27 protein-coding genes are annotated in these 24,057 nt (G+C 55.4%); 15 read left to right on the forward strand and 12 right to left on the reverse strand.

Features of this window, described 5'->3' with window-relative positions; all coding sequences use genetic code 11:
* Complete coding sequence (gene psmA, locus BD01_RS10120) at positions 1-783, reverse strand: archaeal proteasome endopeptidase complex subunit alpha (protein ID WP_042692700.1); 783 nt, start codon at positions 781-783, stop codon at positions 1-3.
* Between the two features lie 61 nt (positions 784-844).
* Entirely contained in the window at positions 845-1,060 is a 216-nt protein-coding gene (locus BD01_RS10125; protein WP_042692701.1) for a hypothetical protein, read from the reverse strand.
* A 54-nt stretch (positions 1,061-1,114) separates the two neighbouring features.
* Between BD01_RS10125 and BD01_RS10130 the strand changes: the two genes are divergently transcribed.
* From BD01_RS10130 to BD01_RS11415, 4 genes are all read left to right on the forward strand, one after another.
* On the forward strand, positions 1,115-1,579 hold the full coding sequence (locus tag BD01_RS10130) for an HIT family protein (protein ID WP_042692704.1): 465 nt from the start codon (positions 1,115-1,117) through the stop codon (positions 1,577-1,579).
* 70 nt (positions 1,580-1,649) lie between these two features.
* Complete coding sequence (locus BD01_RS10135; protein ID WP_042692706.1) at positions 1,650-1,970, forward strand: hypothetical protein; 321 nt, start codon at positions 1,650-1,652, stop codon at positions 1,968-1,970.
* 13 nt (positions 1,971-1,983) lie between these two features.
* A complete protein-coding gene (locus BD01_RS10140; protein WP_156927408.1) occupies positions 1,984-3,597 on the forward strand; it encodes a hypothetical protein in 1,614 nt (537 codons plus the stop codon).
* On the forward strand, positions 3,594-4,490 hold the full coding sequence (locus BD01_RS11415) for a hypothetical protein (protein WP_084606339.1): 897 nt from the start codon (positions 3,594-3,596) through the stop codon (positions 4,488-4,490). The genes BD01_RS10140 and BD01_RS11415 overlap by 4 nt, the downstream gene beginning before the upstream one ends.
* A 393-nt stretch (positions 4,491-4,883) precedes the next feature.
* Here BD01_RS11415 and BD01_RS10150 read toward each other — a convergent pair whose 3' ends face one another.
* Positions 4,884-5,171 carry a hypothetical protein gene (locus tag BD01_RS10150; RefSeq protein ID WP_042692708.1) on the reverse strand — a complete coding sequence of 96 codons (288 nt, stop codon included), beginning with the start codon at positions 5,169-5,171 and terminating at the stop codon, positions 4,884-4,886.
* A 115-nt stretch (positions 5,172-5,286) separates the two neighbouring features.
* On the opposite strand from BD01_RS10150, the gene iorA reads away from it, so the two are divergent.
* On the forward strand, positions 5,287-7,194 hold the full coding sequence (gene iorA, locus BD01_RS10155) for an indolepyruvate ferredoxin oxidoreductase subunit alpha (RefSeq protein WP_042692709.1): 1,908 nt from the start codon (positions 5,287-5,289) through the stop codon (positions 7,192-7,194).
* A gap of 5 nt (positions 7,195-7,199) precedes the next feature.
* On the opposite strand, the gene BD01_RS10160 is transcribed toward iorA, so the two are convergent.
* A complete protein-coding gene (locus BD01_RS10160) occupies positions 7,200-7,883 on the reverse strand; it encodes a DUF4152 family protein (protein ID WP_042692711.1) in 684 nt (227 codons plus the stop codon).
* Between the two features lie 64 nt (positions 7,884-7,947).
* Here BD01_RS10160 and BD01_RS10165 point away from each other — a divergent pair, with 64 nt between their 5' ends.
* Positions 7,948-8,322 (forward strand): hypothetical protein, encoded by a 375-nt coding sequence (locus BD01_RS10165; protein ID WP_042692713.1) that lies wholly within the window; start codon positions 7,948-7,950, stop codon positions 8,320-8,322.
* Positions 8,323-8,328: 6 nt separating this feature from the next.
* On the opposite strand, the gene BD01_RS10170 is transcribed toward BD01_RS10165, so the two are convergent.
* A complete protein-coding gene (locus BD01_RS10170; RefSeq protein WP_042692716.1) occupies positions 8,329-8,646 on the reverse strand; it encodes a hypothetical protein in 318 nt (105 codons plus the stop codon).
* Between the two features lie 46 nt (positions 8,647-8,692).
* Between BD01_RS10170 and BD01_RS10175 the strand changes: the two genes are divergently transcribed.
* Positions 8,693-9,730, forward strand: coding sequence for an AI-2E family transporter (locus tag BD01_RS10175; RefSeq protein WP_042692718.1), 1,038 nt, complete (start codon positions 8,693-8,695; stop codon positions 9,728-9,730).
* On the opposite strand, the gene BD01_RS10180 is transcribed toward BD01_RS10175, so the two are convergent.
* A complete protein-coding gene (locus BD01_RS10180) occupies positions 9,666-10,202 on the reverse strand; it encodes a nicotinamidase (RefSeq protein ID WP_042692721.1) in 537 nt (178 codons plus the stop codon). The genes BD01_RS10175 and BD01_RS10180 overlap by 65 nt on opposite strands.
* A 48-nt stretch (positions 10,203-10,250) precedes the next feature.
* A complete protein-coding gene (locus BD01_RS10185; RefSeq protein WP_042692723.1) occupies positions 10,251-10,649 on the reverse strand; it encodes a DUF2240 family protein in 399 nt (132 codons plus the stop codon).
* Positions 10,650-10,700: 51 nt separating this feature from the next.
* On the opposite strand from BD01_RS10185, the gene BD01_RS10190 reads away from it, so the two are divergent.
* Positions 10,701-11,087, forward strand: coding sequence for a PaaI family thioesterase (locus tag BD01_RS10190; RefSeq protein ID WP_042692724.1), 387 nt, complete (start codon positions 10,701-10,703; stop codon positions 11,085-11,087).
* On the opposite strand, the gene BD01_RS11100 is transcribed toward BD01_RS10190, so the two are convergent.
* Positions 11,057-11,872, reverse strand: a complete 816-nt coding sequence (locus tag BD01_RS11100; RefSeq protein WP_051482210.1) for a TrmB family transcriptional regulator — start codon at positions 11,870-11,872, stop codon at positions 11,057-11,059. The two genes, BD01_RS10190 and BD01_RS11100, sit on opposite strands and share 31 nt — an antisense overlap.
* Before the next feature lie 82 nt (positions 11,873-11,954).
* On the opposite strand from BD01_RS11100, the gene BD01_RS10200 reads away from it, so the two are divergent.
* The 5 genes from BD01_RS10200 to BD01_RS10220 all read left to right on the forward strand — a co-directional run bounded on the left by BD01_RS10200 (position 11,955) and on the right by BD01_RS10220 (position 16,312).
* Complete coding sequence (locus tag BD01_RS10200) at positions 11,955-12,674, forward strand: ABC transporter ATP-binding protein (RefSeq protein WP_042692726.1); 720 nt, start codon at positions 11,955-11,957, stop codon at positions 12,672-12,674.
* A complete protein-coding gene (locus BD01_RS10205; protein ID WP_042692728.1) occupies positions 12,671-13,729 on the forward strand; it encodes an ABC transporter permease in 1,059 nt (352 codons plus the stop codon). Before BD01_RS10200 ends, BD01_RS10205 begins: the two co-directional genes overlap by 4 nt.
* Before the next feature lie 48 nt (positions 13,730-13,777).
* Positions 13,778-14,065, forward strand: coding sequence for a PadR family transcriptional regulator (locus BD01_RS10210; protein ID WP_042692730.1), 288 nt, complete (start codon positions 13,778-13,780; stop codon positions 14,063-14,065).
* Between the two features lie 3 nt (positions 14,066-14,068).
* A complete protein-coding gene (locus tag BD01_RS10215; protein ID WP_042692733.1) occupies positions 14,069-15,238 on the forward strand; it encodes an MFS transporter in 1,170 nt (389 codons plus the stop codon).
* 87 nt (positions 15,239-15,325) lie between these two features.
* Positions 15,326-16,312, forward strand: a complete 987-nt coding sequence (locus BD01_RS10220) for an asparaginase (RefSeq protein WP_042692736.1) — start codon at positions 15,326-15,328, stop codon at positions 16,310-16,312.
* Here BD01_RS10220 and BD01_RS10225 read toward each other — a convergent pair.
* Positions 16,296-16,508, reverse strand: a complete 213-nt coding sequence (locus BD01_RS10225) for a hypothetical protein (protein ID WP_042692738.1) — start codon at positions 16,506-16,508, stop codon at positions 16,296-16,298. The two genes, BD01_RS10220 and BD01_RS10225, sit on opposite strands and share 17 nt — an antisense overlap.
* 66 nt (positions 16,509-16,574) lie before the next feature.
* Between BD01_RS10225 and BD01_RS11105 the strand changes: the two genes are divergently transcribed.
* Complete coding sequence (locus BD01_RS11105; protein ID WP_051482211.1) at positions 16,575-17,888, forward strand: hypothetical protein; 1,314 nt, start codon at positions 16,575-16,577, stop codon at positions 17,886-17,888.
* Here BD01_RS11105 and BD01_RS10235 read toward each other — a convergent pair.
* Both BD01_RS10235 and BD01_RS10240 read right to left on the reverse strand, forming a co-directional pair.
* Positions 17,885-18,139, reverse strand: coding sequence for a hypothetical protein (locus tag BD01_RS10235; RefSeq protein WP_042692740.1), 255 nt, complete (start codon positions 18,137-18,139; stop codon positions 17,885-17,887). The genes BD01_RS11105 and BD01_RS10235 overlap by 4 nt on opposite strands.
* 46 nt (positions 18,140-18,185) lie before the next feature.
* On the reverse strand, positions 18,186-20,408 hold the full coding sequence (locus BD01_RS10240) for a DHH family phosphoesterase (protein ID WP_042692743.1): 2,223 nt from the start codon (positions 20,406-20,408) through the stop codon (positions 18,186-18,188).
* 177 nt (positions 20,409-20,585) lie between these two features.
* Between BD01_RS10240 and BD01_RS10245 the strand changes: the two genes are divergently transcribed.
* Positions 20,586-22,814: a methyl-accepting chemotaxis protein gene (locus BD01_RS10245; protein ID WP_042692745.1), complete on the forward strand. Its 2,229-nt coding sequence runs from the start codon at positions 20,586-20,588 to the stop codon at positions 22,812-22,814.
* Here the strand turns inward: BD01_RS10245 and BD01_RS10250 are convergent.
* A complete protein-coding gene (locus tag BD01_RS10250) occupies positions 22,811-23,959 on the reverse strand; it encodes an MFS transporter (protein WP_042692746.1) in 1,149 nt (382 codons plus the stop codon). The two genes, BD01_RS10245 and BD01_RS10250, sit on opposite strands and share 4 nt — an antisense overlap.
* Positions 23,960-24,057: the final 98 nt, after the last annotated feature.

Below are 24,057 nucleotides of genomic sequence, written 5' to 3' on the forward strand. Positions count from 1 at the left end.
TCAGTAGTTCTGGTCGAGCTCGGAGTAGTCCTCGGCCTTCTCCTCAACCTCTTCCTCTTTAATCTCCTCAAGGACCTCGTTGAGGTACTTCTCAAGCTCCTCCCTCGGGAGCTTCTTCCAGCGCTTGTCCTCGGTGGTTATGTAGGCCACCTCTATCGAGTCGGCGGTTGGCTCCTCAAGCGTCTTAGACAGGGCGAGTATGGCGAGCTTTATGGCCCCGTCCCTGTCGAGGTTCTCGTCGTAGTGCTCCTCGAAGATGGCCATCGCCACGTTCCTTCCGCTTCCTATCGCTACCGCCTTCCACTCGAAGTAGGCACCGCTCGGGTCGGTCTCGTAGAGCTCGGGCTTGTCGTTAACGCCCGCCATGAGCAAAGCGGCACCGAAGGGCCTCACACCGCCGTACTGGGTGTGGGCCTGCTTGAGGTCGCAGATTTTCTTCACCAGAACGGTGAGCGGAACGGGTTCGCCGTAGGTGAGGCGGTAAATCTGGGCCTCCAGCCTGGCCCTGTCAACGAGAACCCTTGCATCAGCGATGATACCGCTCGGAGCGGCCGCTATGTGGTCGTCAATCTGGAAAATCTTCTCGTAGCTCCTCGGCTCAATGAGCCTGCTCGTGATTCTCTTCTCAACGGCCAAAACGACTCCGTCCTTCCACTTAACTCCTACAGCCGTTGCGCCTCTTTTTACAGCTTCCCTCGCATAGTTTACCTGAAACAGCCTTCCGTCCGGGCTGAAAACGGTTATCGCCCGGTCGTAGCCGGCCTGCGGTGGTACAAACGCCATTCTACATCACCCCTGTTTCTCACTCCTTTTCGATAGTTGCCGGGTTTTCTATTAAGCTTTTCTATCCTCCCCTGAAGGCTATAACCGCCATCCTCCTCGCGGTTCTCTTGGCGAGCTCAAGCGGTATGAAAGCCAGCGCGAAGACGACGAGACCGATGTAGAGGGACGCCTTTCCCAGAGGCTTGAATATCAACAGTGCAAAGCCGAGCAGGAGGGTGAGCAGTCCAGCCGAGAGCAACTTCTTATAGGTTCGCTCCATCTCCTTGAGCTCCTCCATGCCACCACCGGGAGCTTTTTTAGGCGGGAGGATTTTAAGCCTTTGGTGTTGCCGATGGAGTGCCCCTTCTGCAGACCGCCGAAGGAACAACTCCTCTACGAGGATAGCCTAATAAGAATCCTGCTCGACGCTTATCCGGCCAGCAGGGGACACCTCCTCGTCGTCCCGAGGAGGCACGTCGAGCGCTGGGAAGACCTTAGAGACGATGAGAAGCTCGCCCTGATAAGGGGCATGGAGCTGGCGATGGAAGTCCTGAGGGAGACTCTGAAGCCGGACGCCTTCAACGTCGGCATGAACCTCGGAAAGGAGGCAGGTCAAACGGTCCCGCACCTGCATCTCCACGTCATTCCACGCTGGAGGGGCGACAGCAGAAACCCGAGGGGAGGCGTCAGAAAGGCCGTCCTCGATTTGGAGGACGAAAACTTAAGTTTGAAGGAGCGGTGGGTGCGGAACCGACTCAAACCCGAAGAGGTTTCACGGTTGAGGGAGGCTTTTAACGGGATCTTGGGTAGTGGTTAGTCTGTTCCGCAATATTTTTAATTTTTGGAATATCAGTTTCACACCGGAACAACATTTGGTGGTGATAAAAGTGAGAAAGGCGGTTGTGGTGTTTCTCATTGTGCTAGTGGTTTTGAGCGGGATGGTGCATCCAACTGTGAAAGCACTGTCAAAAACCCAAACTGGGGAGAAGGGCGTAATTAACCCCTTCTTCGAGGGATACCTAAAATCCCTTCAGAACGCCACTCCTGATGAGCGGAAGGCGATTCTTGCCCTGATTGAGGTCCTCTTAAACGGGACTCTGAGCGGTGATGTCGTGGTTTCGGACTACATGAAAATCAAAAACGCCCACTGGAACGGGACTGACCTGATATTCCAATCTGGTGGTACAACGGAACCGAGCCGGCTTTAATCAAAACGTATCTGTGGCAGAACTCCTATTCTGCCCTCAGTGCAGTTGCAACGTCGGCCCGAGGGACCCTGACAAAGACCTCAAGGTTTACGTCAAATACGAAAGCATACTTGAAAAGGCCGGAATTGGGGGTGAAATCATCGGCATGAAAACGATTGAAGGCGTTAGCGACGTCACGGTGAAAGATGGAACTACAGCATTCTCAATAGCAAAACCGAAAAGCCTGAAGGTTGCACAGGTCAGGCTGGAGAACGGAACGGTAATCAACGTAACCCTCGTAAACACCTACGGGGCTAAGCTGACTTCTCCAGGAAATGACGTTGTCGCGATGGCAAGCTCTCCAAGTTCCGCTGAGATTTTGAGCAATGAGATTATAGGCAACGATGTAACGACACTTAAAGGTGATGTCAGAGTTGTAACTTCTTCCGGAGAAATGCCTCTGGAGTCAGGCCTTGTCGTCTCGTACTCTTCAGCTGACGACACTCCGGACGGCGAAATCTGGTTCGTTGTAACCACCAACGACGCCGACGGAATACCCTTCTACCGCGAAATCGAGCTGAACAGGGAGCTTGAGGCGAACGGATTTACCGTGCGCTTTGACCCAACGGACAAAAATAACGCCGACCTGAACGGTGACTACGACGGCGACGGCGTTCCCAACGCGGTGGAGCTTTTGATTGGGAAGGACCCGGCGAAGAGAGATATACTCGGCATTGAGCTGAACGTTTCCGTCGAGTGGAAGATGAGCGAGGAGGACAAGAAGAATCTGATTTACAGCATCAGGAAGGCGAGTGACTTCATCTACGACTACACGGATGGCTACGCGATGATAACCAGGGTTACAATCTGGGATGACAAGAGGAACTGGGACATGGCAGATGTTAGGGTTCACTACACTCACCCGTTACTACCCCAAACCCCCGCTCAGGTCTTTTACGATGGATGGCCACAGGCAATAGTGGGGGGATATTGGATGAAAAGAAGCAAGAATGTAACTCTCAAAGAAAAAGGATACATCCACATCATGATGTCAAAGGAGTTTGAGAGGTTCAGCTATCCTGGAGGCACTGCAAGCATTGGCAGTGTAAGGTGGGGTAGAACTTTAGCTCATGAGCTTGGGCACTATGTCTTCTGGTTTGGGGACGAGTATGAGGACTGGAAACACAATACATACCTCTGGGGTTACATGACGTGCGATGATTTTGCGTGTTATCCCAACTGGGAATTGTACAACATGGCCCCACATTCGGTCATGAAGCACGAGTGGAGCTGGAGCGAGTTGAGCACGCCAAAGGATTATGAAAGATTCCATGAATACCTCTCAGAGAAGTTTGGGGACTGGAAAGACCACACGACAGACCAGTGGGGAGATTCAAAAGATTCAGATGGGTGGCATTCCTCCGCCTGGGAAACACTGTACAAAATTCTCACAAGCAAGAATTTGAGAATAAAAGCATGCGTACCCCTTGAGGATCCTAGCACTAGCAAGGGAAGTTATTCGTGTAAAAAGGTGCCTATAATCATCTCTAACAAGATAGAAGTCCTCTTTGCTCCAAACTATAGTTTCATCCCCAAAACAGGCCCGTACACGGGTGTCAGCTATTTCATGGAGGTGATCTGGGGATGAGGTCTTTACTTGCTTTCCTCTTGATTCTGCTCCTCTTCTTTTTCGCCTACAACTTTTACACTTACCACAAGCTCTCCTCGGCAGAGGGAGCTTATAAATTGGCGGGGATTCCAAGCAGTGAAAGGCTCATTGCGGTCTACCATGATAGCAATTTCTGGCAGTTCGCAACGTACAACCCTAAAACTCAGGAACTCAAAGTTTATTACATTAACCAGAATTCTCCGCTATTCTTCAGAACCAAGAAGACAAAAACTGTAAGAACGCCCTTAAACTATTCTCCACTTGCCCTTCATCTAAAACTTCTTGAAAAAGCACCAAAAGAAACTCCAGCGTTACTCTTCGCTGGAAAATGGTACACCAAAGAAAACCCGCCAAAATTCCCAACGGTTGAGCAAATTCTCAAACAGTACGACAACAAAACAATTCGAAGGATTGCCGTTCTATATGCCAAAAAAGAACTCTGGATAGAAACATACCTCCAAGTGAACACAAGAGCCTATGAGGTAGGAACGAAGGATGTACTAGTAATTCCAAGTTTTGGAAATACTTCCGAGGGAATCTGGGTTGTTGAGACTCCACAAGGAATGAACTCTACCAAAACTGTGTACTATCCAGGCACTAAAATAGTAGGAAATGCTACGCCAGTGTACTTAGGTTCATTTGTTTTGAACAGAAAATCTATTGAGAGTGCATTTTATGAAGCACTCTCAAACCTCAGCGAAATTATCAGCTTCGCAAAGATCGAGGTTTACTGCCTCTCTCCAAGAGCCGATGTTGATACAGTGGCTATCAAAAGATATTACTGGGGAATCTCCATGAAAAAATACTTTCAATTCCACTACCTTCACAGAGACACAATTAAAGTTTTGCAGGGATGCAAGACTACTCGCTAATTCGGGTGGCTAATATTGAGATTTTAGAAATTAAACGGAGGATAACAAGAAGTAGTCACATGCTACTGTTGACGGTTAATAAATTGGGGATTATCCACCCCCGCAGAAGGTACTCCTCTCAATACCCCTTGACTTGGACAATAAATTCACACCCAAAACGGGCCCATACACTGGCGTTGGTTACTTCATGGAGGTGGTTTGGGGATGAGGGTTAAGGTTTTGCTTGTTTTTCTCATTATTTTCCTCCTGCTTGGCGGATTAGCTTATACAGAGCACGCAAGGAACGAAGAGTTAAAGGATCCGAAATTCGTTTGTGAGCATTATCTAAAAACCTATGAGGTGGAAAACTACACTCTCCCAGAGTTTACTTTGGAGCTTGATAGCGTCCTTAAATCAGTAGGCGTAGCTCTCGCTCTTCCTGAGGAGTTCGAGGGTCTTCAAGAGTCTCTCAACTTCTTCCCTCGGGTAATGCTCCTCGACGTCGCTCTCCGGGTCGAGCCTCCCAAGTTCTGCCCTGAGCTTTTCTAAATCTTCTAAATCCTCCTGAATCTCGACGGCCCTCTGGGCGAACTCGTAGCTTGTCATCGGGCTCTCAAAAATCCTCTGCTGATTGACGACGAGCGCTATTCTGAGGTGGCCTATCGTTTCCTCCAAAAGCTCAAGGAGTTCTTTGACCTTCATAAAACTTCCTCTACGTCACGGTATATAAGCCTTGGTTCGAAAATCTTTCGAAATCCGTGCGGAGCGGTTGAAGGCAGAGTTTTAACCTCCTGCGCCAATCCACTACGGTGGTGACATGGAGGCGGTTAAGGCTTACCCTTCTGATTCGGCCGAGGTGAAAGGTGAGAGGCGAGAGAAGAAGCTTCTCATGGGAAACGAGGCGATAGCCTACGGCGCCCTTGAGAGCGGCGTTGTTTTTGCCACCGGCTACCCCGGAACGCCTTCAACTGAAGTGATAGAGACGATAGCGAGGCTCAAGCCAGAGGTCTTCGCCGAGTGGGCGCCCAACGAGAAGGTTGCCCTTGAGGAAGCCGCAGGAGTTGCCTACACCGGCCTCAGGGCGCTCGTTACTATGAAGTGCGTCGGTTTGAACGTGGCAGCGGACCCGCTTATGAGCCTCGCTTATTCAGGTGTTGAAGGCGGTCTCGTAATCCTCGTGGCGGACGACCCTGGACCCCACACCTCCCAGACGGAGCAGGACGACCGCTATTATGGAAAGCTCTCCCTCCTGCCCGTTCTCGAGCCGGCCGACCCGCAGGAAGCTCACGACCTGATTAAGTACGCCTACGAGCTGAGCGAGAAGTACAAGGTCCCGGTCATCTTCAGGACAACGACCAGGGTTAACCACACAACCGCCGACGTGGAGGTCGGCGAGTTCATCGAACTCGACAGGAAGCCCGTCTTCAAGAAGGACATCGAGCGCTACGTGCGCGCGAGCATGGAGGGCAACAGGAAGAGGCACAGGTGGCTCAACGAGACCCTCGCCAAGATAGAGGAGGAGTTCAACTCGATGCCCTTTAACTGGGTCGAAGGGGATGGTAGAATCGGAATAATCGTCGAGGGCGCGCCCTACAACTACGTTAAGGAGGTTCTTCCGAAAATCGGGGAGGACTTCAAGGTCCTCAAGCTCTCAACGCCCCACCCGCTCCCGCGGAAGCTCGTCGTTGATTTCCTCAAAACCGTTGATTTCGCGATTGTAATCGAGGACGGCGCGCCGTTCCTCGAGGAGGAGGTCAAGATAGCCGCTTACGAGGCCGGCTTGAACGTTCCAATCTACGGCAAGAGAACCGGTCATCTACCCCTTGAGGGCGAACTAACCCCGAGCCTCGTCAGAAACGCCCTCCTCAGGCTAATCGGCGAGAGCGAGGAAACCTACGAGAAGCCGGAGGAGGTAAAGCTCGCCGAAAGCCTCGCCCCGAAGAGACCGCCGGTAATGTGCCCCGGCTGTCCGCACAGGGGAAGCTATAGGGCCGCTTTGGATGCCCTCCGCGACCTCAAGCTCGGCCGTTACTCCGTCCCCATTCATGGAGATATCGGCTGTTACGCCCTCTCGCTCCTGCCCCCGCTCGAGGCAATCTGGACCGAATACGTCATGGGCGCGAGCATCAGCTTAGCGAACGGCCAGAGCGTCGTTATGAACAAGAAGATAATCGCGACAATCGGTGACTCGACGTTCTTCCACAACGGAATTCAGCCCCTCGTTGATGCTGTCTACAAGAATCTGAACGTTCTGGTGATGATACTCGACAACAGAACCACCGCGATGACCGGCCATCAACCGCACCCGGGAACCGGCGGCAGCGAAACCGGCAGGAAGTTCAACGAGATTGACATCGAGGCCTTGGTCAAGGCCCTCGGAGTGAAGTACGTCAAGACCGTCGACCCATACGACCTCAAGGCCACGAGGGAGGCTATAAAGGAGGCCATGCAGGTGGAGGGGCCGGCTGTGATAATAGCGAAGCGCGAGTGCGTCATTCCAGTGATAAGGCGCGGTGAGATAGGCGAGATTCCGCTCGTCGTCGAGGACAAGTGTACTGGCTGTAAGGCGTGCATACTCCTGACCGGCTGTCCGGCGCTCGTTTACGACCCCGAGACGAACAAGGTGCGCATAGACAGCCTGCTCTGTACGGGCTGTGGCGTCTGCAACCAGACGTGCCCGTTCGACGCCATAAAGTTCCCGAGCGAGCTGGAGAAGGGGGCTTAGCCCCCTTACTCCCCCCAAACCTCCAGAACCATGAAGCGCCTCACGAGCGGATTCGGGTAGAGCTCCCAGCCGATTCCCTCTGTTTCGGCCTCGATTTCCCCGAAGAGACCGCCCTCGCGCGGGTCGAGGCTCTCACCGTAGATTTTTCCGGGCCTTATCTCGACCTTCATGTAGCGCGGGAGGCCGACTATAGCTTTCCCTTCCTTCCTCGCGTACTCGATGGCCCACTTCGCCGTGTACAGGCCAGCGTAGATTTCCGCTATCCTAACCGGGACACTCGACTTGCCGATGGCGATTATCTCTATCCCGGTCTCCTCCCAGAACTTCTTGGCTAGGGGCTGGAGGTCCTTCGCGAGGTCTTTCCATACCTCCTTTCCGCGGTCGGTTATCGTTAAGGCGTCAATGGTCGGCTCGTCGAGCTTTCTCACCTCTATCCCGCCGATGGTTGAGTCGAGGTGGACAACGTCCGGTTTGACCTCCCTCGCAAGCTCAACCGCGAGGAACGCCTCGTCCCTGATGGCCTGCCTTCCGCTCATGTCGTAGTCGAAGGGGTTGGCGTACTTCACCCTGCTGAGCGTCGCCGTTCTGTAGGGCTTCTCAACCAGTACTGCAGCAGTTGCAATGAGTCCTATCGGCTCGTAGTCCTCGGTTAGTAGGGCCCCACCAGTGTCGGCTGAAACAATCCTCATGGCAACCACCGTTAACGACCAATTACCGATATACTCTCAAGTTCAAATACGTATGGTGAGACCGATGGATAGGACAGTTTATGAAGCTTTGGGGAAGTACGTTGACAGCTTATCAAACTCCCTGTACCTGGGCACGAGCCGGGGGACGGTTTACCTCGAGGACGAGCCTGTAACCCCGGAGGATGTAAGGCTCTCGCTCTTCTTCTCGGGAAAATCAATAGAGATAAGCTCCCTGTGGGGCAGGGAAAATCATGGGGCGCTCTATTTAAGGGGCTCTCCCAAGGTTCGCTTCCGCTCCGGAAGGATTGAGTTGCTCTTCCTCACGAGAAAGGGTCATGTCCTCGTCCGGCTCAGGGCAGGCAGGGGCTTTGCCAAAGTCCTCGCGAACACTGCCTCCCAGTGTAGTGGGGGCGTTGGTTCGCTCTGGGTCAGAGGCTGAGTCTCGTCACCGCTCGGAACTCGGCAAACTCATCATCCCCTTCAGTTCTTCCAGCTCCTCCCTTAAAGCTCTTGCCGTTTCCTCGCTTCCCGTGAGGGATGAATACTTTCTCAGGGCTTCCTCGAGCTCAGGCCATTTTCCGAGGAAACCGCTGAGCCTCTGTGCCGGAACGAGCATTCCGGTTTCCCTGTAAACCACCAGCGCGCCGAGGGTTTTCAGGGCGTCGAGGAAGGCCTCAAAGGCCTCGCCGTATCGGCCCTCGTCCATCAGCCTCTCGCCTCTCTCAAGGTACGAGATGAACCTCTCAACCAGCGCCTCCTCCATACGACCACCGGCGGGTTTTTATAGTCGGGGCTAATAAACCCTTGGGATGAAGGCCGAGGAACTCGTCTGGGGCGCGGTCATAGCAATCATCCTCTACGTAACCTGGAGGGTAGTGCATCCCCTCGTGACTCCCATATTCTTCGGCCTTGTCTTGGCCTACGCTTCCTACCCGATTCAGCGCAGGCTCTCCGTGAGGCTCGGAAGGAAGCGCTCCGCCCTCGTGATAAGCCTTTCAATGCTCGTCTTTGGCGGAGCACTGACGCTGGAACTCCTCCTCGTCTCTGTTCAGGTTCTCATGTCCTTTTACGACAGCGTCGTGGACGTCTTCAACTGGCTTCTGACCCTTCCGCTACCCTCGGACGTCCTCAACTTCCTCCAGCACTTTCAGGACCAGGTTGTTCCCAGGATAGCTGATTACCTCTCAAGGCAGGCGTTCTCCCTGCCCTCCTACCTCCTCCAGCTCTTTGTGTTCTTCTTCACCTACTACTACGCCCTCGCCTACGGGGAGGAAATCCGGGCCCAGATATACGCCCTCCTGCCCGAGAAAAACCGCGAGCTCGGCGAGGAAATCTTATGGAGCGTGAACAAAACTCTCTCCGCCCTCGTTAGGGCATGGCTCCTCCTCAACGTGGCCAAGGGAATCCTGATGACAATCGGCTTCATAATCTTCCGCGTCTCAGACCTCTACACGGCCATAGTCGCCGGTTTCCTGACGTTCGCCTTTTCCTTCGTCCCCCTCTTCGAGGGCTGGATGATTTGGCTCGCGGCGGCGATATACTTTGCAGTCGAGGGCGCTTATCTCCATGCCCTTGGAATAGCGCTCTACGGCTTCTTCCTCGTCTCCCCGATGCCCGACTACACGATAAGGCCAATGCTCGTGGCGAGAGACACGGAGCTCGACGAGACCCTCGTGTTCATAGGAATGATTGGAGGAACCTGGGCGATGGGGCTGAAGGGCCTTATAATAGGACCAATCGTGTTAAACCTGCTCCTCGTCCTCCTAAAAGAATGGAAAAGGCTCACAGAATCTTCACGCCGGCCTTCTCAAGCTCCTCAAGAGCTTTCTTCTCGTCCTCCGGGTTGATGCCCTTTACCGCGTCGCTCAGGAGATAGACCTCGAAGCCGTGCTTCACGGCGTCTAAGGCCGTCGCCCTGACGCAGTACTCCGTCGCGACACCGCAGACGTAAACCCTCTTAACGCCCTTCTCCCTGAGTATTTCTGCCAAGTTCGTCCCCTCGAAGCCGGAGTAGGCTTCCTTATCCGGCTCGGTGGCCTTGGAGATTATCACCGCGTCCTCTGGCAACTCGACGACGAACTCCGCCCCCTCAGTTCCCTGAACGCAGTGCTTCGGCCAGGGGCCTCCCTGCTCTTTAAAGCTTATGTGGTTTTCCGGGTGCCAGTCGCGCGTCGCCACTATCAGCGCTCCCTTCTCCTTGAACTTCCTGATGTACTCGTTGACCTTCGGAATTATCTTGTCGCCGTCGGGAACCGGCAACGCTCCGCCGGGCATGAAATCCCTCTGCATGTCCACGACGATGAGAGCCTCCTCGGGCATGGGGGGGTCACCAATTACAGAATCGGGGTGGAGGTTAATAAGGGTTAATCAGACGTCAATCCTGTCCCTGAACTTCGACATATCAACGCCCTTCTCAAGGCCGAAGAGGTAAGCTAAAATCCGCTCGTCCAGGTCGCCGTAGCGCTCGCGCAGTGCCTTTATCCCCTCCATTACCTCAAGCTCCGTCCAGCCAAGGGCCCTCGCTATATGAACAACCATCTCCCCGAGCAGGTTTTCGGGCTTCTCGGCCTCTTCAAGGGCCTCAATCCTCGCGTGGAGCTTTCCCTCGCGCTCCTCCAGGAGACCTTCCTTAATCCACTCCTCTATCAGCTCCTTTGCCTTACTAACCGAGAAGCGCCGCAGGCGAAAGCTCAGGATTCCGACCAGCTCGCTCCTCGTGAACTCGGTTGAGCCCTTGACCCGGACTGCTTCCTCCAGCGGGTGCATAGGCATCAAGCTTTTTAGGGCTCTCGGATAGATAAACTTTTGGTGTGGGAAATGGAGCAGAGGACGCACAGGCTTACCTCTGAGAGGCTCGTCGGAAGGCCGCTGAAAATCGAGCCCGGGAAAGCTGAGGTCGAGCTTTTAACTACTGAGGAGATGGCGGTTGACGAGTACGGCCTCGTTCACGGCGGCTTTACCTTTGGACTGGCAGACTACGCGGCTATGCTCGCCGTGAACGAGCCCACCGTTGTCCTCGGAAAGGCCGAGGTTAAGTTCCTCAAGCCAGTTAAGGCCGGTGAGAGGCTGATGGCCAAGGCCAAGGTAATCGAAGACCTTGGACGTAAAAAGCTGGTCAAAGCAGAGGTCTCCAACGAGAAAAATGAGAAGGTCTTTGAGGGAACGTTCCACTGCTACGTCCTTGAAAGGCACGTGCTCGAATAGCCGTCCAGCTTCCTGAGGTAGTACTCCACGACCTCCCTCTGGATTACGGGGATGAAGGGTATCTTCACTAGGATGCCCCTGATTCCGCCTTCCTCGTAGACGAGGAGAGACTCCCGGGAGTCCCTGACGAAGAGGCCCTTCACGACGTAGCGCTCCCCTGTGGAGAAGAGGGCCCTCGCAACCGCCTCCATGAAGTCCCTCGGCTCACCTTCGAGGACCTTTGAAAGGGGGAGGTAGTAAACATCTCCCAGTTCCTCAAGTCTGCTCTCGCGGAAGGCCTTCCTCGTGAGTATGAGGATTTTTGGAGTTATTCCTTTCTCCTTCGCCCTCTCAAAGGCCCTCCTGAACTTCAGGACGAGAGCAGGTTCCATAAACGTCGCCACGAACTCTTCTCCGGTTTCTTCAGCGAGCTCTTCGGCGCGGCTCCTAACGCTCCACTCACCTTGGAGGTACCACACGGGGAGCCACTCCTCCTGCCTGTCCCTCTGGCGGCTCTTGAGCATTATTATCGCCTCCTCCGCTGAGCGAATGTAGTCGTCCCTGAGCGACGCTATCACCTTCTCGGGCTCAACCGCCCTGAAGTACGCCGGACTGCCCTCGCTGACCTCAACGAAGCCCCTCTCGTGGAGCCTCTTCAGGACGTCGTAGACCCTGGGCCTCGGGACGCCGCTCTCTCTGGCTATCTCGCTCGCCTTCGCGGGTCCGGTGATGACGAGGGCCGCGTAGACCCTCGCCTCGTACTCCTTCAGGCCAAGCCTCATCAGCCTCTCAACGAGCTCCTCCATGGGACCACCCTTTAAAATTTGTAACTCTTTCAGTTACAACATCCTTATATCCCTTTTCCCGGAGGTGAACCCGGTGGTGGTGATGCCCGCCCTCGTTGTTAAGGAGCTCAGAAAGAGCTACGGGGACTTTGAAGCCGTCAGGGGGCTCTCCTTCGAGGTTGAAAGGGGAGAGATATTCGGTCTCATCGGGCCGAACGGGGCAGGGAAGACGACAACGATAAAGACAATAGTCGGACTTCTGAAGCCGGATTCCGGCGAAATCGAACTTTTAGGCAGGAAAATGCCGGACAAGGGAGTTTTAGCCAGGGTCGGCTACATGCCGCAGGAGCTGGCCCTCTACCTGAACCTCACCGTCGAGGAGAACCTGTGGTTCTACTCCCGCCTCTACGGCCTCCCCCGAGAGGAGTTCGAGAGGAGGAAGGAGGAGGTGCTGAGGTTCGTGGGGCTTGAGAAGTTCCGGGACAGGCTTGTTGCTGAACTCAGCGGCGGGATGCAGAGGAGGGCCTCCCTCGCCTGCGCGCTGGTGCACGAACCCGAGTTTCTAATCCTCGATGAACCCACCGTGGGGGTTGACCCGGGGCTGAGGGCAAGCTTCTGGAGGTACTTCCGCGAGCTGACAGACGAGGGTGCTTCAATCCTTATAACGACGCACTACATGGACGAGGCCGTGAACTGCGACCGCGTTGCGATTGTGATTGCCGGAAGGGTCCTCGTCACGGCGACTCCTGAGGAGATTATGGCTGAGACCGGCTCGGCAACGCTCGAAGAGGCCGTTCTAAAGCTCACGGGGGTGAAAGGATGAACTCAGGAAGGGTTTTGGCCGTGGCGAGGAGGAGCCTGCTGGAGCTGAGGCACGATAAGAGGCTCCTGAGCTACGCCCTAATCACGCCGATTGTCCTCATGGTGCTCTTCGGCCTGGCCTTCGGCGGCCACGTCCACGACGTTAAGGTGGTCGTCGTCAACGACGACGGAAGCTTCGGCTCCGGGTTTATTGGGAACCTCAACGCGAGCACGTTCTCTGTTTCGAGGGCGGAAACCCTGGGGGATGCCTTGAAAGAGCTGAGGGACGGGAGGTGCTGGGCCGTCATCTACTTTCCGGAGAATCCCGGGGAAATCAGGGTCTACCTCGACAGGAGCAACACCTACATAGCCGACGCCGTCGTTTCGGGCATCAACGCTGCGCTCATGAGAACCCTCGAGGAGAACGGCCTCAGACTGCCGGTCAGGGTCAGCTACAACGCCGTGTACGGAAGGAACACCAAGTTCATGGACACGTTCCTGCCGGGCGTCATGTCGCTCGCGGTGTTCCTAATCTCGACGGTGCTCTCAATCCTGTCCTTCATAGGCGAGAGGAACCTCGGAACGCTCGACAGGGCCCTGGCGAGCCCATTGAGTGAGGGGGAGGTGGTCCTCGGCTACTCGATAGCTTCGGGTGTGATAGGGACAATCCAGGCGGCGATAATGCTCGCCATAGCGGTCTTCGGCTTCGGGGTGAACGTTGAGGGGAGCCTCCTCTTGGCATTCGCCCTCGTGGCGCTCCTGGCAATCGTCGGCGTCAACCTCGGGATACTCCTCTCCAACCTCGCCCGGAACGAGGCGCAGGCGGTCCAGTTCGTCCCGATGATAGTCGTCCCCACGTTTTTGCTGTCGGGCATCTTCTGGCCGGTGGAGGCCATACCAAAGTATCTCCGGCCGTTCTCCTATCTGCTCCCCCCGACGTACGCGGTGGATTCCCTCAGGTCGGTCATGATTCGCGGCTGGGGGCTTGATAAGATATGGGGTGACGTGGCCGTTCTTCTCGGCTTTGGGGTCCTCTTCCTCGGCCTGGCGGTGCTCAACATGAAGCGCCGCCGCTGAGCCAAAATTTTTATACCCAAATATCGCATTTCGATATCGGTGTTCGATATGAAGTACCGGGACTTCCTAACGCTCCACGTCCTCCACCACGCGAGGGACGGTGTCACAGGCAGTTTCATGATGGAAGAACTTAGGAGGCACGGCTACAAACTCAGTCCCGGCACGATTTACCCCCTCCTCCACGAGCTCGAGCGGAAGGGCCTTCTCACGAGCCGGGAAGAGGTTCGGAACGGGAGGAGGGTTAGGGTTTACACGATAACGAAAAGGGGCATTAAGGCCCTTGAAGAGGGAAAAGAGAAGCTGAGGGAGCTCTGTGAGGAACTCCTGGAGGAATGAAGGATGGACGAGAAAGAAAAGAGGGTCTTCGGAATCAGCTGGAACGTCTTTCTCCTCGGCATCGTCAGCTTCCTCAACGATATGAGCAGTGAGATGATAGCGCCGATAGTTCCTGCTTACCTGACCGAGGTTCTCAAAGTCGGGAAGCTCGCGGGCGGTTCGATAATGGGCCTCATCGAGAGCGCGAGTTCGCTCTTCAAGGTCCTCTTCGGCTACTTCAGTGACCGTTTCAGGAAGCGCAAGGCCTTCGTGTTCACAGGTTATGCTCTCTCGACGCTCTCCAAGGGTCTGCTTGCCTTTTCGCGCGGTCCGCTCGACTTCCTCGCGCTCAGGCTGCTCGATAGAACTGGGAAGGGAATACGAACGGCCCCTCGCGACGCTCTAATAGCTGAATCGAGCAACGGAAAAACCGGAAAGTCCTTCGGCTTCCACAGGATGATGGACACCCTTGGCGCGGTTGCTGGTCCCCTCGTGGTGGTTCTGCTAATCGGGCTCCTCTCATACCTGCCGAGGGAAACCCTCTACCGGAGGATTTTCCTTCTCTCCGCCGTTCCTGGACTGCTGTCGCTCCTCATAATAGCGCTCTTCGTTAGGGACAGGGGCGGGGAAGTTAAGAAAAAGATAGCGGGCGTCTCGTCGCTGAAGAGCCGTTCCCTTCAGCTCTTCCTTGCGGTTGTCGCCGTAGGAACCCTCGGCAGGTACAGCTACGCATTCACCCTCTGGAAGGCCGAGGAGCTCGGCTACACGGTTCTTCAGGGCTCTGCCTTCTACGCGCTCTTCAACCTCATCTACGCCCTCTCGGCATACCCGATAGGAGTTTACTCGGACAGGGTGAGCAAGAAGGCCTTAATCGGCGTTGGCTTCCTTCTCTCGGCCCTCGCAAGCCTGTGCTTTGCCTTCGCGAGGGACTTGACGGTTCTTCTCCTCGCCTTCGTCTTCTACGGCCTCCACATGGCGGTGATTGACACGGTTCCGAGGGCGTACATGGCTGAGCTGGCAGGGGAGGGCGAGAAGGGGACGGTTATAGGTGCCTATCACACTGTGGTTGGAGTGTTCGCCTTTCCTGCCTCGCTGATTGCCGGCTACCTCTGGAGCGCCTACTCATTAACCTACAGCTTCCTCTTAGCTTCCGCCATGGCCTTCCTGGCCTTCGTCCTGCTCCAGTTTGATTGACGTTCTGCCAATTTTTTCTGTTCTTTTTTGTTCATTCCCCGTCAAAAAGACTAAAAACTGTGGGGCATACTCGGCACGGTGGTGGGAGTGAGGATTCTAATAATCGGCACCGGCGGGACGATAGCGAGTGCGAAGACCGAGAAGGGTTACAAAGCCACGCTGAGCGTCGGCGAGATACTGGAGATGGCCGGAATAAAGGGCGACGGCGTTGAGATAGAGGCGAAGGACATACTCAACCTCGACAGCACGCTGATTCAGCCCGAGGACTGGATAACGATTGGAAAGGCCGTTTTTGAGAGCCTGAACGACTACGATGGAATCGTCATAACCCACGGAACGGATACCCTTGCATACACTTCTTCGGCCCTGAGCTTCATGCTGAGGAACGTTCCGATTCCGGTAGTTCTGACCGGCTCGATGCTCCCCATAACGGAACCCAACAGCGACGCACCGAGGAACCTGAAAACGGCCTTAACCTTCGCGATGAAGGGCTTTCCTGGGATATACGTCGCCTTCATGGACAAGATAATGCTCGGCACGCGCGTTTCAAAGGTGCACTCCCTCGGCCTCAACGCCTTCCAGAGCATAAACTATCCCGACATTGCTTACATCAAGGGTGAGGAGGTCGTTATACGGCACAGGCCCGAGCTTCCCGCTGGAGAGCCGTCCTTCGACCCGAGGATAGACCCGAACGTTGCTTACCTTCGCTTAACTCCAGGCCTTTCCCCGGAGGTCTTTCTCGCGGTTGCGGAGAGGGTTCACGGCATAGTTCTCGAAGGCTACGGCGCCGGGGGAATTCCCTACCGCGGGCGGAACCTCCTCGAGGCCGTCTCAAAGGTTGCGAGGGAGAAGCCGGTTGTTATGACGACGCAGGCCCTCTACGGTGGCGTTGACCTGACGCGCTACGAAGTTGGCAGGAGGGCCCTCGAGGCCGGCGTTATTCCCGCCGGAGACATGACGAAAGAAGCAACGCTCGTCAAGCTCATGTACGCCCTCGGCAGGACGGGGGAGGTTGAAGAAGTGAGAAGGATAATGGAGAAAAACCTTGCCGGGGAGCTCAGCTCAGCTTTTTGAGCTCCTCGTCGCCTATTATGAGGGGCCTCTCGGCCTCTATGACGTAGCTCAGCTTCCACTCAACCTCTCCCCTGTTCATGAGCTCGGCGTAGCGCTTTGCCTTCTCCTCAGCCTCCTCAAGTGAGGAAGCCTCAACGATTCTCCTCACGTACCACTTTCTGTCTCCAAATCTGAGCTTGAACTCGGCCATGAACATGGGCATCACCGTATGGATTTGGGAAAATGCCTTTTAAAACGTTGACCAAAGCAATTCGGTGGTGGGATGGGGCTTGGGACTGGCGTTGCCAAGGTGTTCGCGATTTTCCTCGTTACATTCCTTCTGCTGGCAAACTTGGTTGCCCCTCCAGAGGTTAAGCTGAACTCTCCCTCCGGCCCCGAACGCTTTCTCGTCGTTCCAATCAAGTTCATCCAGTACCGACTTGGTCACGGTGAGAACTACAGCGTGGAAAGTCCCTACTCCCCGTTCGACTTTAAGCTCGGCGAGCCCCGCGATAAAGTTCCGGTTTGGACGTTCAACGCGAGAGCCCTCCTCAGTGATGTTGATGGAGAGTACGTTGAAAACTACGTTGACGAAACTGTCGAAACTGCCAGGGGATGGGTTACACACGCGGGATATGCGCCAACACCGGAGCTCCTCAGGGGAACGGCCTTCATGGTGATGTGGTCCAGGGGCAGGCTCTATGAGAACATTGGGGGAACGCATCTCCCCTCCCGCACGATTTCCTCTGGTGGTGACTGTGACGACTGGACGATGGTTCGCTGGGCGATAATACGAAGGATAAACGAGGAAGCCGGTATAAGGGCGCTCTACTTCTTTGTGGAGGTTACCGGAGAAGTTTCATCCCACGCCTTTTTGGCCGTTTATTACCCCTCTACAGGGGATTGGGAGCTCTACGACTGGTTTGCCGTCAGAAAGCTCTTTGTGGTTCTTTATGGCTCATGTCCTCACTGCGTTGCCAGGCCAATCAAGTTCCCGGATTTGAAGACGGCCCTGACCGCCTACTATCTCGGTGCGAGGGGCACGATTTACTGGGGCGACGTTCTGGCGAAGTACGGCCGTGTGAACGCTTATCTCCTCCCCACCGAGCACGACCCCCACGTTTACCCCCTTGAGTTTGAGACCCTTTCGGGAATCCGGTACTTCTCCCCCACGAAAAGCGATTTGGAAAGGGCGAGGAGGATTGTTGAGCTCGCTTGGGCCAACGTTACTGCCGGTGGCTCCGGTGAAAACGGGACTTATGTGGTTAGCGTTCTCTTCAATGGTAGGGAAGTTTCATCACTTCGGCTCTCCCCACACAATGGCGGTCTCTGGGTTTCCCTGAACGTCGAGGGGCTCTCCGGTGAGGTCACGATAACGGCTTACGGCGGCTACTTCAGCTTGGTTAACTCAACGGAGGTCGTGCTCAGGGAGTGGGAGAAACCGGGAATGATAGGAGACTTCCTGGCCTTTGGAAGGGCAGGTGTTCTTCTAAAGTCCCCTAAGTTGACCCTTCTCGTTTCACCCAAGGACTTTTTGAGAATCGTGCTCGAAGATAAAAGGGGAAACCGGCTCTCAGTGTTCGTTTCCCGGGTTTAAGGCTCGGCCGCGAGGTATCTCCCGTCCCTCTCAAAGGCCTCGAAGACCTTTCCCCCTTCCTTCGTTTTCAGCTCGACGAGGACCTTCTTCGGGGGTTCCTCAACCTCGGCCTCAACCTTCTGATTGCTGAGAACCTGAATGAACGCATCGCCAAGCCTCTCGAACTCAAAAACGAGGTTTCCGTCCTCCCATCTCGTACCGCGGAAGTTCACTCCGCCCATCCTGAAAGTTACCTCAAGAACTACCTTCAAAGCTTTCACCGGGATAATTAGGAGGGGGAGGTTAAAAAGGTTGGCCTCAGACCCTCTTCAGCTTCACGACTTCCTTGGCGAACTCCTCAAGCACTTCCTTGCGCATGCCCTCAAAGAATTTGATTGACCCCGCGTAGCTGTGGCCTCCTCCTTCAATTCCAGCTGAAGGCAGCTTCTCCTGGAGCCTTGGGATTATGGCGTTGAGGTCGAAGTTGTAAGCCGCCATCCCGTCGCTCGCTCTAACCACGGCGAAGTCCGGTCCGTAGGCGAGGGTTAAGATTGGAGAATCCTCGCCGTACTTCTCCTTGAAGTGGTCGTGGATTAAACCGCTCAGCTTGCCCGGTGAAGGATAGCTGAACTTCGGTGCGAAGAGCTCGACATCGATGGTGTTGAACCTTATGCCGTTGGGCAGAACGACGCTCTTGACGTGGGGCAGGGAGGCCCTTAAAGCCTTCTCCTGCTTCTCCTTGACCTCTGGATAAATCGCGTTTATCAGCTCGCGGTGCCTCTGCAGGTTCCCGGTCAGGAGGAGAATCTCGTCTATTATCCCGTGCCCGTCCATGAACTTCCAGTAGAAGGCCTCGTGGTCTATGACCTCGGCAATCTTCTTCAGGTCTTCCTCGGTGAGGCCCTTCGCCTTCTTGGCAATCTCAAGGTACTGGTAGAACTCCGGCGCCTTGCTCCTGTCGCCGGTTCCAGCTATCGCTGGCAGGTGCTTTATCTTGTCCTCAACGTCGGGGTTGACGAAGCGGGCCACCTCGGTGGCAAGCATTCCGGCAGTTAGTTCGTAGTAACCGCGCTTGACGTGGTGCGGATTGACGTGAACATCGACGTACTCGTCAACCTTCGCCTTGTCCTCGCTTATCCACTCGCGCGGGTCGTGGTGGTCTATGACGACGATGGGAACCCCGTAGGCCTTTATCCTCTTGTAAGCTGGAATGTCCTCGCTCGTTCCGCCGTTGTCCACTATGACAACGAGCGGAAGCGGGTCGCCGAACTTCTCGTGGTCCTCGACCATGAAGATTATGTCCTTGAGCACATCTTCCAGCTCGTAGAAGGGAGCCCTGCTCGGTCTGCGCTTGAAGAGCTTCCACCTCGCCTGCGGGTCCGGCGAGATGCTCTCTATCAGCGGGACTATCGCGTATTCAAGGGCCAGGCCTGAGGTGTAGCCGTCGGTATCCGAATGGTGCCTCAGGAGAATCGGCCTGCCCTCGAAGATGGCCCTGCGTATCATAAAGGCAGCTTTCATAATCTTCGGTTTGAGCTTCTCCAAGACCTCGCTCTGGACGAGGAATCCCACGTCCTTCGGCTGGGCGCGCTTGTCGAGCTCGGCCTCTATCTGCTGCTTCACCCTCGCTGCATCGGGTCCCCAGAGCCTCGCCATGTCGCTGACTTCAATCTGAATCTCGCCCGAGTGGAAGGCTATCTTGCCTATGACCTCGACGATGTCGCCGACGTTTATGTTCGGGTAGGCCCTCACTCCCGGCGCCTCAAAGGCGGCCGCCCAGGTTATTCCCGTTCCGTCGGTTATCGTGAAGACCGTCGGCCCCCCGGTGACCTGTATCTGGGTGACCCTTCCCTGTATCCTCACGGTCTTTCCGGCCATGTCCTTGCTGAGCTCGGCTATCGGCGTTACGGGGAGTTCCTTCTTGACGACGACGGTCTTGTAGTGCCTCTGGGGTGACTCGATGAGGTCTATCTCCCTCTTGTCTGGCCTGACGTCGAGAACCTGAACTATTATCTCCTGTCCCGGCAGGTACTCCCTTCCGCCGAGGAGGTCCTTCCTCTTGATTAGACCAACGACGTGCGGGTTGAGCTTGACGAAAACTCCGAAGCGCTCGACCCTGTCGATTGTCCCCTTGTAGAGACTGCCGATTTCAACGTCCTCGTAGTCGCAGGTCTTGTCGAGTATGAAGACGACCTTGTACTTTCTGAGGCAGTCCGGGCAGACCCACGTCGTTTCCATTCCCGGCTCCCAGGGCTCCTTTATCTTGCCGCAGATGTCGCAGACAAGGACTTTGCCCGTTCCGCCACAGGTTGGGCAGGTGTCGTAAACCGGAACCGTTCCCTTGCCGTGACACTCTGGACAGGGGATTTCATCAACCTCGTCCTCGACGCCGAGGTGGTCAAGGTTCCGGTAACCTTTCAGCTTGTCGCCTATCTTGAAATCAGCCGGAACGTAGCCCCAGCCCTCGCAAACGGGGCACTCCTTCTCGCCTACCTTGACCTTTCCCGTTCCGTGACACTCGGGACAGTCCTTAACCGCCATCCTCTCACCCCGCTTAGGTTACGGCTTTGGCTTAAAAACGTTAGCAGGTTCTCGCTTCTCCTGCCTTCATTTCGTGGTTCGAACCTACATGATGTCCTACACAAATCGCTTAAAAGGGCCCAAGTGGAAGATTTTTCATGGTAGTAATGACGGAATGAACAAACGGAGGGAAGAGCTTTGAGATTCAGGCAGAAGCTTTACCTCGTCCTCGTTGGGACCGTCATCACAATAATGCTCATTATGGCCCTGGCTCAGGTCAGGGGTATCGAGCGAATGGGAAACTCTATGGAAAAGACTATGGGGCCCACGATAACGGACCAGGCGAAGAGAATTGCCCTCCTTGAAAGTGAGAAGTATGCGCTCATGATTGACGAGCGGCTTCATCCTCTCCAGCTTGTTGCCGATTCCTACGCCAAGTCCATAGCCAGTGAGTACGCTGTCAACGAATACCTGCCGGGATACACCCAGAGCCCGACTTTCTGGAACACCGTTGAGAAAAAGCTGACTGAACTGAAAAACTCTGAAGGAGACATAATCAACGCCTACTACGCCGACAGCACTGGGAAATTGAAGATAGTCCCTCCCGCCCAGCTTCCGCCCGATTTCAACGCCACTAAGTCCATCTGGTACCGCAGGGCCGCGGAAAACGGTTCGTTCTGGATGGAACCCTACACCGACATAATCACGAACAAGACCGTGATAAGCTACATAACCCCCGTCGTATACAACGGCGTCGTTGAGGGTGTCCTTGGTATAGACGTTGACTTCTCCGCCCTTTCGGAGGAGATAACATCCACCAGAATTGGGGAGACAGGTTACCTCTTCGTCCTCAGCCCAAACGGCACGATTGTAATCCACCCCAGAGGAGAGCTCATTGGCAGGGTGAACGTCTTCACGAACGAAAGCTACGTTCCCCTAGCCAGCGCTATGAAGGGGGAGGAGAAGGGCGTCGTCGAGGTCGAGCTCGATGGTAAAGTAATGGTAATGGCCTTCGCTAGGAGCCGCGTCACGAACTGGACGATAGTTGCTGTTGCCCCAAAGGACGAGCTTATCGGCGCACTCGTGAAGTCCCTCGACAGCGCGAAGTCAGAGGCCTCCAAAAACCTCATCTTCAGCCTTGGTCTTGCCTCGCTGATAGCATTGGGTCTCGTGCTCGCTGGCGTTCAGTACCTGAGAAAAGCGTTGAAGCCGATAGAGGAACTCACGAACGCGGCGGAGCTGATAGCCGAGGGCAGGCTTGAGGAGGCAAAGGAACTCGTTGGCTCAATAGACTACCCCTACCGCGACGACGAGATTGGAAAGCTCCTTACCGCCTTTGAGGCAATCTCGCGCGACGTTATTGGAACCCTCAACGGCGTCATCCAGAAGCTCGAGCGCCTCGCCGAGGGCGACCTGAGCAACGGTTTGAGCGTCGAGGCAAGGGGAGACCTGAAGAACATAATAAAGGCCCTCCGCGAAACGTCGGCCAAGATGAGGACGCTGATAGGCAACATCCGCCACATTGGTCTACTGCTCGACCAGCAGGCAAGCGAACTGGCGCAGATTGCTGAAAACGTTCGCGGTTCGATGGAGCAGGTCGGTGAAGCCATAGAGCAGGTCAGCGTCGAAGCCCAGAGACAGCAGGAGAGCATCAACGAGATTACCGAGGGAATGCGCCTCGTTGCCCAGGTCACCGAAGAAACCTCAAGCATAATGGAGGAGTTTGAGAGGGCCGTCGAGGAGGTTACGAGGACGGCATCCGAGGGCGGACGGAAGGGCGATGAGGCAATACGGGACGTTGAGAGCATCAAGCGCTCGATGGACTTCATTGACGAGGCGGTGAGGGCCGTAAGTGAGATGAGCAAGAGGATAGGTGAGATAACCCAAACGATAGGGAACATCGCCGAGCAGACGAATCTCCTGGCTTTGAACGCCGCGATAGAGGCGGCACGTGCCGGAGACGCAGGAAAGGGCTTCGCGGTGGTTGCCCAGGAAATCCGCGGTCTGGCCGAGGAGAGCAAGGAGGCCGCGGAAAAGATACGCGAAATCATAGCCGAGATGGACGAGAAGGTCAGGAGGGCCGTTGAGGAAACGAAGAAGGGCGTTGACACGGTTTCAAACTCGACCGAGACCCTCAAGGAGAGCCTTGGCTACCTCGGATATATAGCTGAGATGATTGGCTCGATAGGCGAAAGGGTATCCGAGGTGAAGGAGCAGGCCGAGAGGACGAAGGAAGAAGTTGAGAAGGCCCTTAGAGCCCTTGAGAACCTCGCCACGAGCGCCGAAGAGACAACCGCCTCTGCCGAGGAAGTCAGCTCGGCGATGCAGGAGCAGAGGGCTGAGATAGAGGCCCTAAGCGAAGAGGCCAGGAAGCTCAAAGAGATAGCGCGGGAGCTCCGCGAGAACGTGGAGCAGTTCCGCCTCTAATCCTCTTTTTTGAAGGTTTCCCAGAAGACCGCCATCGAGAGCGAGTAGAGTAGAGCCGTTATGAAGAAGGGCCATGTTAGTGAGACGTCGAAGATGAAACCTCCGATGAACTGGCCCACTCCAAAGGTGGCCGTCCAGGAGAGGTTGTTGAGCGCCATCGCGGTTGAGCGCTCTTCCTTGCTGAAGAAGCCCATCATGAAGGAGCTCCATATCGGGTTGACGATGTTCATCAGGATTGTCCTGACGGTGTACAGGAGCGCCGCGACCGGAAAGCTTGGGGAGAGGGGCATGAGGGCTATCAAAGCGCTCGCGCTCCCGTTGAAGGCCACGATGGTCTTCACACTGCCCATCCTGTCCGCGACGATTGGGAGGAGGAACGTGCCGAGACCCATTATGAACTGCTGAACCGCGAAGAGCCAGCCGATGCTCTCAAGGCTCGTCCCAAAGCGCTGATTGAACCACAGCCCAACGTAGGGTATCGCTATTCCGGCTCCAAGGCCTATTAACGCCTGTGGAACCGCGAACTTCGCGATTCTCCGGAGGATTTCTCCCCGGAGCTTTATCCTCCTTCCGCCGTTGAGTACTGGTCTCGTGGGAAGGATTACCAGAAAGCGGAGGGGAATGACAAGCAGGACAAGGGCGAACGTTTCCCTGTACGTCAGCCACCGGGGGAGAACTCCAGCGATGATTAGTCCAACCGCCGAGCCGATGGTTCCAAGTGCAGAGGACAGGCTGAACAGGTAGTGCCTCTTCTCGTCGCTCACCTCTCCGCTTAGGAGGGAAGTGAAGGACGGGCTCTCGAAGGCGAGACCGATTCCAACGAGGGCACCGCCGAGAGCCAGGGGCAGGAGGGAAGGAAATGCCACCTGGATGGCTCTCCCTGAGAACATCAGCCCCAGTCCGAGGAGGATGGAGCGCTTGTAGCCGAGCTTAGCGCTCAAAGGGCCTGAGAAGAGGAGCGCCAGTGCCTGTGCGAGTGTTGATGCCGAGAACACCACACCGACGTCGCCGTAGGTGTAGCCGAGGGACTTCATGTAGAAGGGCAGGATGAACCACGCTATGTTCCCGCCTAGCCAGGATATGAACGAGTAAACCACCAGCAACCAAGCGTCCCTGGAAAATCCCCTGTACTTCTGCAGAGACATGAACGTTTAGATGGCTGTCGAGTATATAAAACTTGTGAGAAGCGGGCGGGATTGGCAGGAGATGCTTGAAACCGAGAAAAAAGTGGAAGAAGGGGGAT

The organism is Thermococcus nautili (assembly GCF_000585495.1).
Taxonomy (GTDB): Archaea; Methanobacteriota_B; Thermococci; order Thermococcales; family Thermococcaceae; genus Thermococcus; species Thermococcus nautili.

Excerpts from the sequence above, each read along its gene's own strand:
- psmA (WP_042692700.1), bottom strand. The coding sequence starts at position 783 with ATGGCGTTTGTACCACCGCAGGCCGGCTACGACCGGGCGATAACCGTT.
- BD01_RS10125 (WP_042692701.1), bottom strand. The coding sequence starts at position 1,060 with ATGGAGGAGCTCAAGGAGATGGAGCGAACCTATAAGAAGTTGCTCTCG.
- BD01_RS10130 (WP_042692704.1), top strand. The coding sequence starts at position 1,115 with ATGGAGTGCCCCTTCTGCAGACCGCCGAAGGAACAACTCCTCTACGAG.
- BD01_RS11415 (WP_084606339.1), top strand. The coding sequence starts at position 3,594 with ATGAGGTCTTTACTTGCTTTCCTCTTGATTCTGCTCCTCTTCTTTTTC.
- BD01_RS10150 (WP_042692708.1), bottom strand. The coding sequence starts at position 5,171 with ATGAAGGTCAAAGAACTCCTTGAGCTTTTGGAGGAAACGATAGGCCAC.
- iorA (WP_042692709.1), top strand. The coding sequence starts at position 5,287 with ATGGAGGCGGTTAAGGCTTACCCTTCTGATTCGGCCGAGGTGAAAGGT.
- BD01_RS10160 (WP_042692711.1), bottom strand. The coding sequence starts at position 7,883 with ATGAGGATTGTTTCAGCCGACACTGGTGGGGCCCTACTAACCGAGGAC.
- BD01_RS10165 (WP_042692713.1), top strand. The coding sequence starts at position 7,948 with ATGGATAGGACAGTTTATGAAGCTTTGGGGAAGTACGTTGACAGCTTA.
- BD01_RS10170 (WP_042692716.1), bottom strand. The coding sequence starts at position 8,646 with ATGGAGGAGGCGCTGGTTGAGAGGTTCATCTCGTACCTTGAGAGAGGC.
- BD01_RS10175 (WP_042692718.1), top strand. The coding sequence starts at position 8,693 with ATGAAGGCCGAGGAACTCGTCTGGGGCGCGGTCATAGCAATCATCCTC.
- BD01_RS10180 (WP_042692721.1), bottom strand. The coding sequence starts at position 10,202 with ATGCCCGAGGAGGCTCTCATCGTCGTGGACATGCAGAGGGATTTCATG.
- BD01_RS10185 (WP_042692723.1), bottom strand. The coding sequence starts at position 10,649 with ATGCACCCGCTGGAGGAAGCAGTCCGGGTCAAGGGCTCAACCGAGTTC.
- BD01_RS10190 (WP_042692724.1), top strand. The coding sequence starts at position 10,701 with ATGGAGCAGAGGACGCACAGGCTTACCTCTGAGAGGCTCGTCGGAAGG.
- BD01_RS11100 (WP_051482210.1), bottom strand. The coding sequence starts at position 11,872 with ATGGAGGAGCTCGTTGAGAGGCTGATGAGGCTTGGCCTGAAGGAGTAC.
- BD01_RS10200 (WP_042692726.1), top strand. The coding sequence starts at position 11,955 with ATGCCCGCCCTCGTTGTTAAGGAGCTCAGAAAGAGCTACGGGGACTTT.
- BD01_RS10205 (WP_042692728.1), top strand. The coding sequence starts at position 12,671 with ATGAACTCAGGAAGGGTTTTGGCCGTGGCGAGGAGGAGCCTGCTGGAG.
- BD01_RS10210 (WP_042692730.1), top strand. The coding sequence starts at position 13,778 with ATGAAGTACCGGGACTTCCTAACGCTCCACGTCCTCCACCACGCGAGG.
- BD01_RS10215 (WP_042692733.1), top strand. The coding sequence starts at position 14,069 with ATGGACGAGAAAGAAAAGAGGGTCTTCGGAATCAGCTGGAACGTCTTT.
- BD01_RS10225 (WP_042692738.1), bottom strand. The coding sequence starts at position 16,508 with ATGTTCATGGCCGAGTTCAAGCTCAGATTTGGAGACAGAAAGTGGTAC.
- BD01_RS11105 (WP_051482211.1), top strand. The coding sequence starts at position 16,575 with ATGGGGCTTGGGACTGGCGTTGCCAAGGTGTTCGCGATTTTCCTCGTT.
- BD01_RS10240 (WP_042692743.1), bottom strand. The coding sequence starts at position 20,408 with ATGGCGGTTAAGGACTGTCCCGAGTGTCACGGAACGGGAAAGGTCAAG.
- BD01_RS10250 (WP_042692746.1), bottom strand. The coding sequence starts at position 23,959 with ATGTCTCTGCAGAAGTACAGGGGATTTTCCAGGGACGCTTGGTTGCTG.